Genomic DNA, 14789 nt, shown 5'->3' with positions numbered 1-14789 from the left:
ACAAGAATGTTTAACAACACGAAAATTAAAAGATGGTCACTGGAGGCGATCGACAATGTCTGCGGCTGAAGCTCTTGACAATAAAATAGTATACTTACACCGAGAAGATGACTATCAAGATTCTTTCGAGACTACGACAGGGATTATATTTATAGATAGTGAACTCCGCTTGAAAAATCTTAACCGTGAAGCTGAAAAAATTTGTGGTGTTGATAGGGGCAAGTCAGTAGGGCGAAGGGTCGAAGAGGTTTTTAGGCATCATGGTGAAAAATTTTTGCAGGTATTTTATCTGGATGAGTACGAAGATTTGAGTACTGTTAACTTAAAGTTAAAAGTAAAAGATCAGTTCATCTATGCGCACATAGATACATTACGGCTGCGGGGCACCGCTGGTGAAGCAAACGGTTTAATTGTTATTATTCAAGACCTGTCAGCCGTTAGAGCTGCCATTAAGCAGATTCAGATAACGCAGATGCTAATGTCTTTGGGTGAATTAGCAGCAGGGGTGGCACACCATGTGCGCACGCCACTCACTACCATCAGCGGATACTTACAGGTTATGCTTGGCCGTTTAGAAGATGATCGGTACACAGTAGGGCGTGACGTGCTTGAGATGATGCTGGACGAGGTGTCATGTATCAATAAAGTAGTCAAAGAACTGGTGTTATTTGCTAAGCCTCCTGTAAATAAAGAAGCTGATATTGATATAAATCGAACAATTGAAGAGGCGCTGCTCTTAACGTTTAAGGAGCTTGGCGGCGAAAAGATAGCCATTGATAAGCAATTGGCCCCTAATCTACCAGCACTCAATGTTGACAGCAATTTAATCAAACAAGCGATTGTCAATATTATGCAAAACGCTATAGAAGCCATGCCGGGAGAAGGTGTGCTTTCTGTAAAATCTTGGATTAACTCTGAGCTTAGTATGTTGGTTATTGCAATTGGTGACACAGGCCCAGGGGTGGTTCCTGAGATTCTTCCCAGGGTATTTGAACCGTTTTATACTACAAAGCTTGAACATATGGGACTGGGACTGCCGGTTGCTCACCGGATAATAGGAGAACATGGGGGCTTTATCAATATTAACCCAGTTAATACGGCAGGCACAGGTGCTCATATTCATATATATCTGCCAATCGTTGACGAGCGCCACCGCCGTCTGCGGGTGGTACATCAGCAGATACTTAATCTGCAGTAGTGTATGCAAAAAAAAGTCCTAGGAATTATTTTTTGGGTCATATCTCCTTAGGCCTTCTTCATATTATGGTATTGTTACTGAAAATAATGTGAAGAAGGGATGCTAGTGTTACTCCTCCGGGTTCTTGTCTGCTGTTACATCTTTTTATTTGGGACGGTTTCTGCTGGTTATACCAAGGCAAATACAGATATGGTTGCATCAAGGATCACTGTGAATTTGCCAAGTCGGACGATTGAACTGTTTTCCGGCAATAATCTAGTAAAAGAATACCCCATAGCCATCGGTAAACCATCGACACCTACACCACTAGGATACTATAGTATCGTATACAAAGAGGTAAATCCAGCATGGTATCCGCCAGACCAAAAAGGAAAGATGGTACCATCAGGCCCGGCAAACCCGCTTGGATACAGGTGGATGGGCATTTGGAACAACTATGGGATTCACGGTACGAATGCGCCGTGGTCAATCGGTACAGTAGTATCCAATGGTTGTATTCGCATGTACGAAGCAGACGCGGAAGAACTGTTTGATATGGTGAGTTACGGTACGCCAGTACTGATAACCTATGAACGGGTAAAAATTAGGACAAATTCAAAAGGGCAGATCCTTCTTTCAATCTATCCTGATGTTTACGGATATGGCAGCATAGCTATACAGGATGTTCGCAACAAACTCAGCGCCTATCGGGTAAATGCTTTGGTTACTGATGAATTTTTACGTAAGATGCTTAATGAGCCAAATGATAGTCAAATTGCTATTGCCAATCAATTTAAAGTTAAGGTGAATGCCAAGCTGATAAACGAGCCGGGGATGGTTGTTCAGGATGTGCAATATGTACCTGTTTACCCAGTTGCCGAAGTATTAAAACAAAAGATAAACTGGAATGAAAAGGCAAAAACAGTGCAGTGTGGGCTCAGTACTGTACCGGGGATTATGAGCGATAATATGGTATATGTGTCTACTGTAAATTTATCAGCGTTATTCGGTAGTGAGCAGAGTTGGAAGGCAGAAGAAAATACACTGAGTTTGAATAAGATGGTCGTACTTTTAAATGAAACCCCAGTAAATCTTGAGATAAATAAAGTACAAGGAATCTTGGCGGTTCCGGCGCTTCGACTAGCTGAAACGATGGGCCGCAAGGTCAAATGGAGTGAAGAAACCCAGGTATTAACTGTAAGTAACAATGGGCAAAGTGCTAAAGTGCCTATAACTATGATCGGAACAGTTCCTTATATAAAAATAACCAACATAAGCCAATATTTTGATGCCTATGTGTATTGGAATGAAGAGGCCAAGACCATAGAATTGACGTATCCGTGAATAAATGATATCCGGTATTTACAAAATTAGATTGCCATGCTAAGCTCGCAATGACCAGTGGTGTTGCGGGAATAGTAGGGTAATCTCTTTTTTTTTATTAGATATTACATAAGCTAGACTGTATTTAGGAAAATAAGAGAAGGGATTTGGGCTTTAATAGCCAATAAGAATAGATTGGACTATATTCGAATGTTAGGTGGTGGGCTTATGCCCCAAAGGTTTATTATAATTGATGGCAGCAGTCTGGTACATCGGGCGTTTCATGCACTGCCAATGCTGCGCACAGCCGATGGGCTGTATACCAATGCTGTATATGGATTTACGACTATGCTTGTTAAGTTGCTGACAGACTATAAACCTGATTTATTGGCTGTGGCTTTTGATAAAGGCCGGGTGACCTTCCGGACTGAAACCTATCAGCAGTATAAGGCTGGGCGTCAGGCTACACCCGGCGAACTGTCCGAGCAGTTTCCACTGATACGTGAATTATTAGATGCGTTTGGGATAACAACCATTGAAGAAAAAGGGTATGAAGCTGATGATATCTTAGGAACACTTGCTGAAAAGGCCTCTAAACAAGGCTGTGAGGTGCTTATCGTAACTGGTGACCGTGATGCATTGCAGCTTATTGGACCTGAAACTAAGGTGTTGCTTACTAAAAAAGGTATCTCGGAAATGGAAACAATGGATACTGCTGCTCTTAAGGAAAAGTATGGGCTGACGCCTAGTCAGATTATTGATATGAAAGGTCTAATGGGAGATACTTCTGATAATATTCCCGGGGTACCTGGCATTGGCGAAAAAACAGCAATCAAATTGTTAGCCCAATTCGGTTCGATGGAAAACGTTCTGGCAAACATTGATCGTGTATCAGGAAAAAAGGTACAGGAAAACTTACGGCAGTATGCCGAGCAGGCAATCTTATCTAAGCACCTTGCTACGATTGTGTGTGATATGTCCCTGGAATTTATTCCGGAGATCTTCAGGATTAATCCCAATAGAGAAATTGTAAAAGAACTGTTTACTAAATTTGAGTTCAAAAATATGCTGACCAAGTTTGATGTTTTGTTCCCGGGCAGCGGTCAAGCCTCAGACCCAGTTGAAACTAAAACGCTTGAGCTTACACCGCCAATCATTGCTGCCAGCCGTGCCGAGGTTGAGGCTGTTTATATGGAAGCGAAACAAGCAGGCCATTTATGCTGCTATCCACTAACGGCGGACCATTCGCCATTAGCCAGTTTGACCGGCCTTGCCGTCACTTGTATTGGCAAAACGGTATACATTCCAGCAGAGGCTGAAGGCTGGTGTGTTGTTTTTGATTTACTGGCCGACAGTGGTATCACTCTTGCTACATATGATGCCAAGAGGCTATATAATGCCTGCAGGCTGAGAGGAACAGTACTCAGATGTTCTGTGGCTGACACGCTCATTGCCGCCTATTTACTTGATCCTACCGCAGCTGCCTATCCGCTGGATGTTTTAGTAGAAAAGTATTTGGGTCAGACAATTATCTTACCTGTAGGCGATAAAAATTTAACAACTAAACCGGAATATGCAGCTTGGGCTAGCAGTAATATTGAACAATTGAGGGATGCGCTTTCCTGCAAACTGGCAGATGCCGGCCTGGATAAGCTGTTTGAACAGGTTGAAATGCCGCTTATCGAATCTTTGTCAGCCATGGAGGTTGCCGGCATCAAGGTTGACCGAGAGTACCTTAAAGAGATGGCCGTTAGTATTGCTGGTAAAGTTGATCTGCTATTAGAAGAAATATATCTATTAGCCGGTGAAGAATTTAATGTTAATTCTACTAAGCAGCTCGGCGTTATTTTATTTGAAAAACTTAAACTTCCTATTATTAAAAAGACAAAAACCGGTTATTCTACAGACGCTGAAGTGTTAGAAAAACTGGCAGGACAGAACCCGCTGATTGATAAACTGCTGGAATATCGCATGTTGACTAAACTCAAATCTACCTATCTTGACGGCCTGGAAACCCTAATACATGCTGAAACAGGCAGAATACACACCACGTTTAATCAAACAGTAACAGCAACTGGCAGACTGAGCAGTTCAGAGCCTAATCTGCAGAATATTCCTATCCGCTCAGATATTGGGCGGAGAATAAGGGAACTATTTATTCCTGGTGACGGCTATGAATATATCATGTCTGCTGATTATTCCCAAATCGAGCTTAGGGTTCTTGCCCATATGGCAGGTGATGCCAGTCTGCTTGAGGCCTTCCGTCATAATCAGGACATTCATACCAAGACAGCTGCTGAAGTTTTTGGCGTTGCTATGGAGGAGGTAACTCCTGAACTGAGGGCCAGAGCCAAGGCGGTTAATTTCGGTATTGTTTATGGTATTAGTGATTATGGCTTGTCGCGAGATATTGGTGTCAGTCGGAAAGAGGCAGGCTACTATATTGACAGCTATTTTGCCAAGTATCAGGGTGTAAAACGATATATTGACGAGGTAGTTGCCGGTGCTCACCAGGATGGGTATGTGACAACCTTGTTTGGGCGGCGACGGCATTTGCCTGATATTAACAGCAGCAACTTTAATCAGCGATCGTTTGCTGAACGTACTGCTATGAATACTCCTATCCAGGGCGCAGCTGCTGATATTATCAAAATTGCTATGAACCATGTTTATCGTGCCCTCACTGAGGCGGGACTCAAAAGCAGATTGCTCCTACAGGTTCATGACGAACTGGTGCTGGAAGTTACTGCAGATGAGCTTGAACGGGTGGCGGTACTTGTAAAAGAGTCTATGGAGCAAGCAGTGGAACTTGCGGTGCCGCTCTTAGCCGAAGTAAAAACGGGAAGAAATTGGGCCAAAGCTAAATAAGAGGAGTGTGCGTTATGCCCGAGATGCCTGAAGTTGAAACCATTCGTCGGACGCTTACCGGTAAAGTAGAGGGGCGCAAAATTATCCGCGTTGAGATTGGTTTGCCGCGCCTGATTAAGTGGCCAACCGCACCTGAATTTCAGGCGATTATTACCGACCGGACAATTGTTACATTAGGCCGGCGGGGTAAATATCTACTTTTCTATTTGGATAACAATTTCGTGCTGGTCGTTCATCTGCGGATGACTGGACGCTTGTATTATGTAAAACCAGGCACAGTTTATGATCGGTTTACGCATATCATATTTGATTTAGATAATGGTGACGCTTTGCTGTATGCTGATACCCGTACGCTGGGAACGCTTTATCTACTCCCGCAGGAAGAGCTGTGGCGCATTGCCGGCCTGTCTTCTATGGGGCCGGAACCGTTGTCAGATGAATTTACCTTAGATTATTTTACGACCATGCTAAGCAAACGTCAGGCCAAAATTAAACCTGTGCTGCTGAACCAGAAATTGATTGGTGGTCTTGGTAATATTTATGTAGATGAAGCGCTGGCTATTGCCGGCATAGATCCGGAACGCATAGCAAACAGTATAAGTGATGTTGAAGCCAAGTATCTCTATCAGGCGGTTAATCAAGTGATTGCTGATGGGATAGCCCATGGTGGAACAACCTTTCGGGATTATCGCGACGGTGCAGGCCAAAGTGGTAGTCATCAACATCACCTGAATGTGTATGGCCGGGCCAACGAACCGTGCCACCGCTGTGGTACTGCCATCGCCCGCAAAGAGGTGGCCGGGCGCGGAACTCACTATTGCCCTAACTGTCAAAAATAGCAGGGGGGTACATATATGTATTTAATTGGACTCACCGGTTCAATTGCCAGCGGAAAAAGTACGGTAAGTAAAATGCTGCGTGAGCTGGGTGCTTATATTGTTGACACCGATAAAATTTCCCATGAGATTATCCAGCCAGGTAAACCGGCTTGGAAAGAGATTATTGAGACATTTGGCAAAAACATTACCGAAGAGAATGGCCAAATTAACCGCAAGCGTCTGGGGCAAATCGTCTTTGCGGACACTAGGGCCAGGGAGCGATTAGAGTGTATTACTCACCCACGGATTGAGGAGGCAGCAATGGCTGCTATTGCCGAGGCAGAGGACCAGGGCTATGACATCATTGTTCTGGATGTGCCGCTGTTAATCGAGGTTGGGTGGCATACCCGGGTCAATGCTGTGTGGGTAGTATATGTTGATGAGAAAACACAAGTTGTCAGGTTAATGATGCGTGACGATAGTACTTATGAGGATGCTATGGCCAGGATTAAGGCTCAACTTTCGTTACATGAAAAATTAAAATACGCTGACGTTGTCATTAATAATAGTAAGACTATTGATAACACTACAGTACAAGTATTGAAGGCCTGGCACGAAATAAACGCCGTACAATGTACTAATGAATAGCAGCATTTTTTGCCTTGCAGGCACATATTTTTAAACAGTGATTTTTATTGCGGAGTGATTTTATTGCGTATCTGGACTTGGCTGAAAGTCCTGATGATCGGTCTTTTATTATTTGTCACAGGGATTTATACTGTGTTCACGAGCGACTGGTTTCAGAAAAAATATATGTATCCTTTTTTATATCAGGAAGCGGTATATACCTATGCGCTCGAATATGACCTTAATCCTTTTTTAATCGCCGGTGTTATTCGAACAGAAAGTAAATTTTTTGCCGAGGCCCGTTCCCCTAAAGGCGCTATAGGGTTAATGCAAATTATGCCTGAGACAGGCCGCTGGATTGCCGAACAGCGTGAGCAAAAGAATTTTATGATCGCTGATCTGAATGATCCTGATTTAAATATCCGGTTTGGCACCTGGTATCTGGCGTCATTAAAGAAAGAATTCGCTGGGAATGAGGTGCTCTATCTTGCTGCGTATAATGGCGGGCGGGGTAATGTAAAACAATGGATGCAGCGTTACGAGTGGTCAAAAGATTTTGATGACATTGAGCAAATTCCTTTTAAAGAGACCAGGGAGTATGTCGAAAGAGTACTCAATAGTAAAAAACGATATCAGGAATTATATGGAAGATGATTTTAGATTAACAAGGGTAACGAGGAGAATGTTTTATAAATGATGCGTAAGTTTATAATTCTATTTTTAATAGTAATAGCTGTTGTCACTGTGGGATGCAGCCAACGAGAAGAAACTCCATCGCCTGAGAAAAAAAATGTGGCTATTCAGCAAGGTGGGCAGCTTAAGTATGGAAGTTTGCAAGAACCAAACACACTCAATCCTCTCCTGTCAGATTTGTTAGCTACAGCCGAAGTAGGAAAATTGGTGTTTAGTGGTCTGCTAATCACTGGCGACAAAGGTGAATGGCTGCCAGATCTGGCTGTAGATGTGCCAACAACCGCCAACGGCGGTGTAAGCCCTGATGGTCTAACGGTAACCTACCGACTCCGTCCAGGGGTAATGTGGCATGATGGCACACCATTTACCGCTGAAGACGTCAAGTTCACCTGGCAGTTAATTATGAATCGTAAAGTAAACATTGTTTCGCGTGACGGCTATGACCGGATTAGCTCAATTGATACTCCTGACAAGCAGACCGTTATAGTAAAATTCCGGGAGTACTATGCCCCCTACTTGACGCTGTTTACCACAATATTGCCCAAACATAAGCTTGAAAGTGCTGGCGATATAAATAAGGCATCTTTCAACAGGGCTCCGATAGGTACTGGTCCGTTTAAATTTAAGGAATGGCAGATAGCCGAAGCAATTACCTTTGAAGCTAATCCGGGCTATTATCGCGGAAAACCGCGTTTAGACAGTATTGTTTACAAAGTTATCCCAGACCCTAACCTTCTCCTGACCCAATTAAAAGCAGGCGAAGTAGACATTGTTAGCAGTATTGGCTTTTCATACTTAGATCAAGTAAAAGCCATAGACGGAATGCGGACAGTTATTACGTCTACAATGGTCTGGGAACATATGGACTTTAATCTCGATAACCCACTATTTCAAGACGTTCGTGTTCGTAAGGCCATCACAAGTACAATCGACCGACAAGCCATTGTTAGCAGTGTGCTTAAAGGTGCAGCAAGCCCAGCCTATGGCGATCAATCGCCGTTATCTTGGGCCTATAATCCAATGCAGCAGCCCCCCGCAAGGGATATAAACGCCGCCCGTGATTTGCTCGCTCAAGCCGGCTGGCAACCAGGACCTGACGGAGTTCTGACTAAGGACAATAAGAAATTGGCTTTTTCATTGGCTACTCCGACTGGAAATAAACAACGGGAACAGACTGCGCAAAAAATCGCTGAGCAGCTTAAAGAGATTGGTATTTTAGTTGAGGTTCGGCCAATTGATGCACCGCTGTTTTTTAGTGATGTTCTGAAAAATAGGCGGTTTGAAACGGCGGTATATGCCTGGGTTGCCGGTGTAGATCCGGATAATCTCAATCTTTGGCATTCCCGCAAAATTCCAAGTCGTGCAAATGCTTATGACGGACAAAATTATCCTGGTTGGCGTAATCAGGAAGTGGACAAACTGATTGAGCTGGGCGTTCGAACAATCGATATTACGGCCCGGAAGGATATTTATTTTCGTATTCAAGATTTTATTCGAGAAGATTGTCCGGTTGTGCCTCTGTATTTCAGAGGGAATATTGATGTTGTGAAGGTGTCGGTTACTAACTATCAGCCTAATCCAACACCCTCGGGAAATCTCTGGAACGCTTGGCAGTGGGGCTTTGCCGCTGCTAAGTAATTTGTCCGATGACTAACCCGCTCTAAGACTCCCTCAAGTGGGCGTTGAGAGCGGCTAAGTCTACTTTATAAATTAAGAGCTTGACGATGTTTTGTTGTTATGATAAGATACATTATGTTGCGTTAACGTAACACAATATAATGATGCGGTCGTGGCGGAACGGCAGACGCGCTAGCCTCAGGAGCTAGTGGGGGCAACCTCGTGGTGGTTCAAATCCACTCGACCGCACCAATTTAAGCAGAGAACCAAGTTTTTAGGAGCGAGAGCGACGCGGAAACTTGTGTGAATCGCTTAGTTCCAAGCGATAGCGCGGAACATCCTATATATAATACGCGGTAGTGGCGGAACGGCAGACGCACCAGCTTGAGGGGCTGGCGGGGGCAACCTCGTGATGGTTCAAATCCATTCTACCGCACCAATTAGATATTAATGGAAATTTTCTTGACGAAATAAATGCTTTATCGTATAATTTTATTGTTATCAGCATAAAGATGCGGTCGTGGCGGAACGGCAGACGCGCTAGCCTCAGGAGCTAGTGGGGGCAACCTCGTGGTGGTTCAAATCCACTCGACCGCACCATAAGCAGCGATAAGCAGAGAACCATATTATTGCGAGCTGTAAAGCGAAACAAGAATATGAGTGAATCGCTTAGTTCTGAGTGGAGCGAAGAACATCAATTATATATTTACATGCGGTTGTGGCGGAATCGGCAGACGCACCATCTTGAGGGGGTGGCGCTCACAAGGCGTGTGAGTTCAAGTCTCACCAACCGCACCAAATTAAATTGTGAAAAGGCTTTGAGTAAAATCAAAAGCCTTTTTTATTTTGTTTTAGAGAAAATAATAAATATTTTTTTGGAGATATTGTCAAAAAAAAACTTTTACTACTATAATAATAATAAGACCCCCGCCCCGTAGGGATGGCGATAATCGGTGCTTCTTAACAGAGTGACAAAAATATGGAAAAGGAGTGATTTGTCATGAAGCAAGATCAAGGCTGGAATCCATACTTGGCCGGTGCATTAAGTGGTTTGGTGTCTATTGGTTCAGTTTGGTTGGCAGGCAAGTATCTTGGTGCGTCCACCACGTTTGTTCGGACCACCGGCATGGTTGAAAAACTTTTTAGTCCTGAGCGTGTGTCAGGGATGCCTTATTTTATCAAAGAAATCCCTATGATTGATTGGCAGTGGATGATGGTTATCGGTATTGCCGTAGGTTCCTTCATAGCGGCTATCTCTTCAGGAAGTTTTCGCTGGCAAGCGCTGCCACCTCTCTGGGAGAAAAATTTTGGATCGCGAATCTCATTTCGGGTGATAGTAGCTTTTACTGGCGGTATAATTGCAATGTTTGGTGCCCGTTTAGCAGATGGTTGTCCCAGTGGTCATGGATTAAGTGGTTCCCTGCAACTTGCTGTAAGTGGGTATATTGCTTTAGCCTGTTTTTTTATTGGTGGTTTGATTACAGCCAATCTTCTATACCGGGGTGGTGGTAAGTCATGACAGAACTTGTTTATGGTTTCATAACTGGTGTGTTATTCGGCTTTTTCCTCCAAAAAGGTCGTGTTCTTCGCTATGACAAGCAATTAGCGGCTTTGCTTCTTAAAGATATGACTATTGTAAAATTTATGCTGTCACATATCGTTGTCGCCATGGTAGGGGTATATTTCTTATATGACCTGGGGATGGTTAAATTGGCGATCAAGCCAACCATCTTAGGCGGAGTTATTGTGGGCGGTCTCATTTTCGGTCTAGGGTGGGGGCTGGTTGGCTACTGTCCAGGCACTTCACTAGGGGCGTTGGGCGAGGGTCGTTTGGATGCCTTATGGGGAATTTTTGGGATGCTTGTTGGGGCGGCGCTATATGCGGAAGCGTATCCCTTTTTAAAAACCAGTGTGCTTACCTGGGGTGACTATGGTAAAATTACCATCCCACAAGTTTTAGCGGTCAATCACTGGTTTATCATTGTTCCTTTTGTGGCTGCAACGATTTTTTTCTTTCGTTGGCTTGAACGCAAGGGGTTATAGGAAGGCATACTTGTAGATTACTATTGACAACCCTTGGCGAATTCTGTTATTATCTAACCAATAAGAATATGGCCTTTAAGCTGGTCCTGTGAGGCTGGCAAGGGGGACGGTAAGGAATATCAACGCCTTCTTGTACGCTTTTCACGGCAAGAAGGCTTTTATTATATCTGATAATAACAAATACTATCCTTTAAGTTGGCCCAGAGAGGTCTGCAAGGATGTTGTCAAGTTGATTATGCTTATTTGGCATGGCCATTGATACAACTCCTTGCTTATTCGGGCAAGGAGTTTGTTTTTTTAAATCAAGGGGGAGTGTGTGATGAGTAAAGCTCAAGTATCGCTGCGAAACAAGGATATCCTTGGTCTTGAGACTATGTCTGCAGCCGAAATGGACCTAATTCTTGATACTGCTAAAGAAATGAAAAACATCATCGACCGCGATATCAAAAAAGCGCCAACACTGCGCGGTAAATCAATCGTTAATCTGTTTTTTGAGAACAGCACCCGGACGCGGACCTCGTTTGAATTGGCTGGCAAATATCTTGGCGCTGACGTTGTTAACATTTCTACAAGCTCAAGCAGTGTTGCCAAAGGGGAAAGCCTGCGTGATACCCTCCTCACCGTCGAAGCCATGGGGGTAGACATTGTCGTTATGCGCCATGAGGCCGAAGGCTCAGCGCAATTTGCCGCAAGCGTCGTGAAACCGGTAATTATTAATGCTGGTGATGGCGCACATGAACATCCGACTCAGGGATTGTTGGATATGTTTACCATTAAACAATATAAAGGAAAGATTGCTGGACTTAAAGTGGCTATCATTGGTGATATCTTACATAGCCGGGTAGCTCGCTCAAACATCTGGGGACTTCTTGCAATGGGGGCTGAAGTCCATATTGCCGGACCGCAAACACTGCTGCCACGCGGTATTGAAAAAACCGGTATACATGTCCATAACCGCGTTGAAGAAGCGCTCGATCAGGCTGATGTCGTGAATGTACTTCGCATTCAGCGTGAGCGCCAGCAAAAAGGACTGTTCCCGTCAGCGCGGGAGTATGCCCGTATATTTGGTGTTAACGCCAAACGGTTAGCTCTAGCTAAAGAAGATGTGCTCTTAATGCATCCGGGTCCAATGAATCGAGGGCTTGAAATTGCTCCAGACATAGCCTATGGCGAGCAGTCTGCTATACAAGAGCAGGTAAAAAACGGGCTGGCAATCAGAATGGCACTGCTATTTTTGGTGTTGATGGGAGGGACTCACATTGAAGCTGCTAATTAAAGGCGGGCGAATTATTAACCCGGCAGATAACATGGATACAGTAGGCGATATATTAATCGAAGATGGCAGGATCGCTGAGATTGGCCAAAATCTTGCAATCGATGGGGCTGAGATTCTTGATGCTGCTGGCTTGGTAGTAACACCAGGTTTTGTTGATATGCACGTACATTTGAGAGAGCCGGGCCTGGAAGCCAAGGAAGACATTGCTTCAGGAACACGTGCAGCAGCAGCGGGTGGTTTCACTACAGTGGCCTGCATGCCGAACACTAAACCGGTTGTCGATAACTCAATCCTGGTATCTGGTTTAATCCAGCGAGGGCAAACAGAAGGCGTTGTCAACCTCAAAATAATTGGTGCGCTCAGCAAAGGCTTGGAAGGTAAGGAGCTTGCTGAGATCGGTGATATGATTCAGGCAGGGGTGGTAGCTATTTCCGATGATGGTGGTCATCTGGACAGTACCCGTCTCTTAAAGACTGGCCTTGAATATACAGGAATGTTTGGGCGGCCTGTAATTACTCATTCAGAGGATGAAGAACTTGCCAGTGAAGGTTTCATGCATGAGGGTGAGGTATCGGCCATGCTGGGACTTAAAGGTCGGCCGTCTGTTGCTGAAGATATTGCGGTAGCCAAAGATATTATGCTGGCTGAATATACAAACTCGCCTATCCACATCGCTCATGTAAGCAGTAAAGGGGCGGTTGAGCTTATCCGCCAAGCCAAACAGCGGGGTGTAAAAGTAACGGCTGAAGTAACACCCCATCATTTGACACTGACTGATGATGAACTAAAAACGTTTAATACAGCCTTTAAAGTAAATCCGCCACTCCGGTCAGCTGACCATGTTGAGGCGCTAGTCGCCGGGTTAAAAGACGGTACACTGGATGCAATTGCTACCGACCACGCACCCCATGCTTTTGAAGAAAAGGATGTTGAGTTCCGTTACGCTCCTAGCGGCTTTGCTGGACTGGAAACAGCGTTGGGGGTTGTGCTGACAGGATTATATCACACTGGGAAGCTAACACTATTAGAAGTAATTGAAAAGATGTCATATAGGCCTGCCAAAATTCTCGGCCTGGAGAGTGGAGTCCTGAAAGTTGGCGCTCCGGCAGACATTACAATCATTGATACTGAATATCAATGGACTGTAGACTGCATAAAATTTTATACCCGTGGCAAACATTCGCCATTTGAAGGCAGGAATTTAAGGGGTAAATCGCTAATTACTATAGTGAACGGCAGTATAATTATGCAAAATGGCGAGGTGCTTAAATGATTGGCAAACTGATATTGGAAGACGGCAGCGTTTTCCAAGGGATGCTTGCTTCCGGTACTAAAGCAGTTGGGGAAGTAGTATTCAATACCGGTATGACCGGTTACCAAGAAGTATTAACAGATCCGTCTTACTGTGGACAAATTGTAACAATGACCTACCCGCTTATCGGCAACTATGGAGTTGCTGACATATTTGAACAAGCCAGACAATCGTTTGTGCGCGGTTTTGTAGTCAGCGAGCTTTGCGGTAAACCGAGCAGCTGGCAGGCAGAAGGTTCCTTGATTTCTTATCTACAAGCAAGGGATATTCCCTGTATATATGGCGTAGACACCCGGGCTATCACCAGACGGATACGTTCACATGGAACCATGAAGGGCGTTATCGTGTCAGCTGATGCGCAGGAAAGCGAGATTGCTGAGCTGTTTGGCAGACCGCCTTTTATTGAGGTTGTCAATGAAGTTACAACTAAGGAAGTATACCGGATACCAGGCAATGGGCCCCGCATAGCGGTTATGGATTTTGGTATTAAACGCAATATCTTAAACTCCATGGCTCAAGCTGGTTGTGACCTTACTGTGCTGCCTGCTCATACTTGTGCAGCCGAGGTGCTGGCGCTTAATCCTGACGGCATATTCTTGTCTAATGGACCTGGCGACCCGAAAGATGCGCCTGTGGCGACAGTTCGCGAACTGATTGGCAAAAAGCCGATTTTTGGCATCTGCCTTGGTCATCAGTTGTTAGCGTTGGCTTTAGGCGGCGATACCTATAAACTGAAGTTTGGTCATCGTGGTTCCAACCATCCGGTAAAGGATTTATCAACAAGCCGGGTATATATAACATCTCAAAATCACGGATATGCGATCGAAGAGAAGTCGCTTGCTGAGCTTGACGTGACAGTCACTCATCGCGCCGTTAATGATGAGACTATTGAAGGTATGCGGCACAACAGCTTGCCGGTATTCTCTGTGCAGTATCACCCCGAAGCCGCTCCAGGGCCGGATGATAGCACCTACTTGTTTGAAGACTTTATGAGAATACTCAACAAAGAAATGAATAAGGCAAGGGGGAACTAAC

General features: G+C 44.6%; 12 protein-coding genes and 4 tRNA genes. All 16 read left to right on the top strand.

All coding sequences use genetic code 11. The features are described from left to right. The first annotated feature begins 55 nt into the window (after nt 1-55). The 16 genes from B9A22_RS10845 to carA all read left to right on the top strand — a co-directional run bounded on the left by B9A22_RS10845 (nt 56) and on the right by carA (nt 14788). Nucleotides 56-1198: a two-component system sensor histidine kinase NtrB gene (locus B9A22_RS10845; protein WP_084575749.1), complete on the top strand. Its 1143-nt coding sequence runs from the start codon at nt 56-58 to the stop codon at nt 1196-1198. Between the two features lie 210 nt (nt 1199-1408). Beyond that, nucleotides 1409-2521, top strand: coding sequence for a L,D-transpeptidase family protein (locus B9A22_RS10840; protein ID WP_176215485.1), 1113 nt, complete (start codon nt 1409-1411; stop codon nt 2519-2521). 207 nt (nt 2522-2728) lie between these two features. Beyond that, the gene (polA, locus tag B9A22_RS10835; RefSeq protein WP_084575747.1) at nt 2729-5368 is read left to right on the top strand and encodes a DNA polymerase I; all 2640 of its coding nucleotides are present in this window, start codon (nt 2729-2731) and stop codon (nt 5366-5368) included. Between the two features lie 14 nt (nt 5369-5382). Continuing rightward, nucleotides 5383-6207, top strand: a complete 825-nt coding sequence (mutM, locus tag B9A22_RS10830) for a bifunctional DNA-formamidopyrimidine glycosylase/DNA-(apurinic or apyrimidinic site) lyase (protein ID WP_084575746.1) — start codon at nt 5383-5385, stop codon at nt 6205-6207. A gap of 15 nt (nt 6208-6222) precedes the next feature. Then, complete coding sequence (gene coaE, locus B9A22_RS10825) at nt 6223-6834, top strand: dephospho-CoA kinase (protein ID WP_084575745.1); 612 nt, start codon at nt 6223-6225, stop codon at nt 6832-6834. Between the two features lie 63 nt (nt 6835-6897). Beyond that, nucleotides 6898-7467, top strand: a complete 570-nt coding sequence (locus tag B9A22_RS10820) for a lytic transglycosylase domain-containing protein (protein ID WP_084575744.1) — start codon at nt 6898-6900, stop codon at nt 7465-7467. A gap of 39 nt (nt 7468-7506) precedes the next feature. After that, on the top strand, nt 7507-9144 hold the full coding sequence (locus tag B9A22_RS10815) for a peptide ABC transporter substrate-binding protein (protein WP_084575743.1): 1638 nt from the start codon (nt 7507-7509) through the stop codon (nt 9142-9144). A gap of 145 nt (nt 9145-9289) precedes the next feature. Continuing rightward, a tRNA-Leu gene (locus tag B9A22_RS10810) sits at nt 9290-9375 on the top strand. Between the two features lie 101 nt (nt 9376-9476). Next, nucleotides 9477-9562 (top strand) — tRNA-Leu (locus tag B9A22_RS10805). 75 nt (nt 9563-9637) lie between these two features. Beyond that, a tRNA-Leu gene (locus tag B9A22_RS10800) sits at nt 9638-9723 on the top strand. Between the two features lie 112 nt (nt 9724-9835). Next, nucleotides 9836-9921: transfer RNA gene (locus B9A22_RS10795), tRNA-Leu, on the top strand. Nucleotides 9922-10123: 202 nt separating this feature from the next. Continuing rightward, on the top strand, nt 10124-10642 hold the full coding sequence (locus tag B9A22_RS10790; RefSeq protein ID WP_084575742.1) for a YeeE/YedE thiosulfate transporter family protein: 519 nt from the start codon (nt 10124-10126) through the stop codon (nt 10640-10642). Continuing rightward, entirely contained in the window at nt 10639-11166 is a 528-nt protein-coding gene (locus B9A22_RS10785; RefSeq protein ID WP_084575741.1) for a DUF6691 family protein, read from the top strand. Before B9A22_RS10790 ends, B9A22_RS10785 begins: the two co-directional genes overlap by 4 nt. A 319-nt stretch (nt 11167-11485) precedes the next feature. Then, entirely contained in the window at nt 11486-12442 is a 957-nt protein-coding gene (locus B9A22_RS10780; RefSeq protein ID WP_084575740.1) for an aspartate carbamoyltransferase catalytic subunit, read from the top strand. Next, nucleotides 12426-13715: a dihydroorotase gene (locus B9A22_RS10775; RefSeq protein WP_084575739.1), complete on the top strand. Its 1290-nt coding sequence runs from the start codon at nt 12426-12428 to the stop codon at nt 13713-13715. Before B9A22_RS10780 ends, B9A22_RS10775 begins: the two co-directional genes overlap by 17 nt. Continuing rightward, nucleotides 13712-14788, top strand: a complete 1077-nt coding sequence (carA, locus tag B9A22_RS10770; protein ID WP_084575738.1) for a glutamine-hydrolyzing carbamoyl-phosphate synthase small subunit — start codon at nt 13712-13714, stop codon at nt 14786-14788. The genes B9A22_RS10775 and carA overlap by 4 nt, the downstream gene beginning before the upstream one ends. Nucleotide 14789: the final 1 nt, after the last annotated feature.

Origin of the sequence: Sporomusa malonica, from assembly GCF_900176355.1 — a bacterium.
Lineage (GTDB): Bacteria > Bacillota > Negativicutes > Sporomusales > Sporomusaceae > Sporomusa > Sporomusa malonica.
This window is presented reverse-complemented; position numbering and strand designations above follow the sequence as displayed.

Bases quoted from the DNA above. Each gene is read 5' to 3' on its own strand.
- B9A22_RS10845 (WP_084575749.1), top strand. From the start codon at position 56: ATGTCTGCGGCTGAAGCTCTTGACAATAAAATAGTATACTTACACCGA.
- polA (WP_084575747.1), top strand. From the start codon at position 2,729: ATGCCCCAAAGGTTTATTATAATTGATGGCAGCAGTCTGGTACATCGG.
- mutM (WP_084575746.1), top strand. From the start codon at position 5,383: ATGCCCGAGATGCCTGAAGTTGAAACCATTCGTCGGACGCTTACCGGT.
- coaE (WP_084575745.1), top strand. From the start codon at position 6,223: ATGTATTTAATTGGACTCACCGGTTCAATTGCCAGCGGAAAAAGTACG.
- B9A22_RS10815 (WP_084575743.1), top strand. From the start codon at position 7,507: ATGATGCGTAAGTTTATAATTCTATTTTTAATAGTAATAGCTGTTGTC.
- B9A22_RS10790 (WP_084575742.1), top strand. From the start codon at position 10,124: ATGAAGCAAGATCAAGGCTGGAATCCATACTTGGCCGGTGCATTAAGT.
- B9A22_RS10785 (WP_084575741.1), top strand. From the start codon at position 10,639: ATGACAGAACTTGTTTATGGTTTCATAACTGGTGTGTTATTCGGCTTT.
- B9A22_RS10780 (WP_084575740.1), top strand. From the start codon at position 11,486: ATGAGTAAAGCTCAAGTATCGCTGCGAAACAAGGATATCCTTGGTCTT.
- carA (WP_084575738.1), top strand. From the start codon at position 13,712: ATGATTGGCAAACTGATATTGGAAGACGGCAGCGTTTTCCAAGGGATG.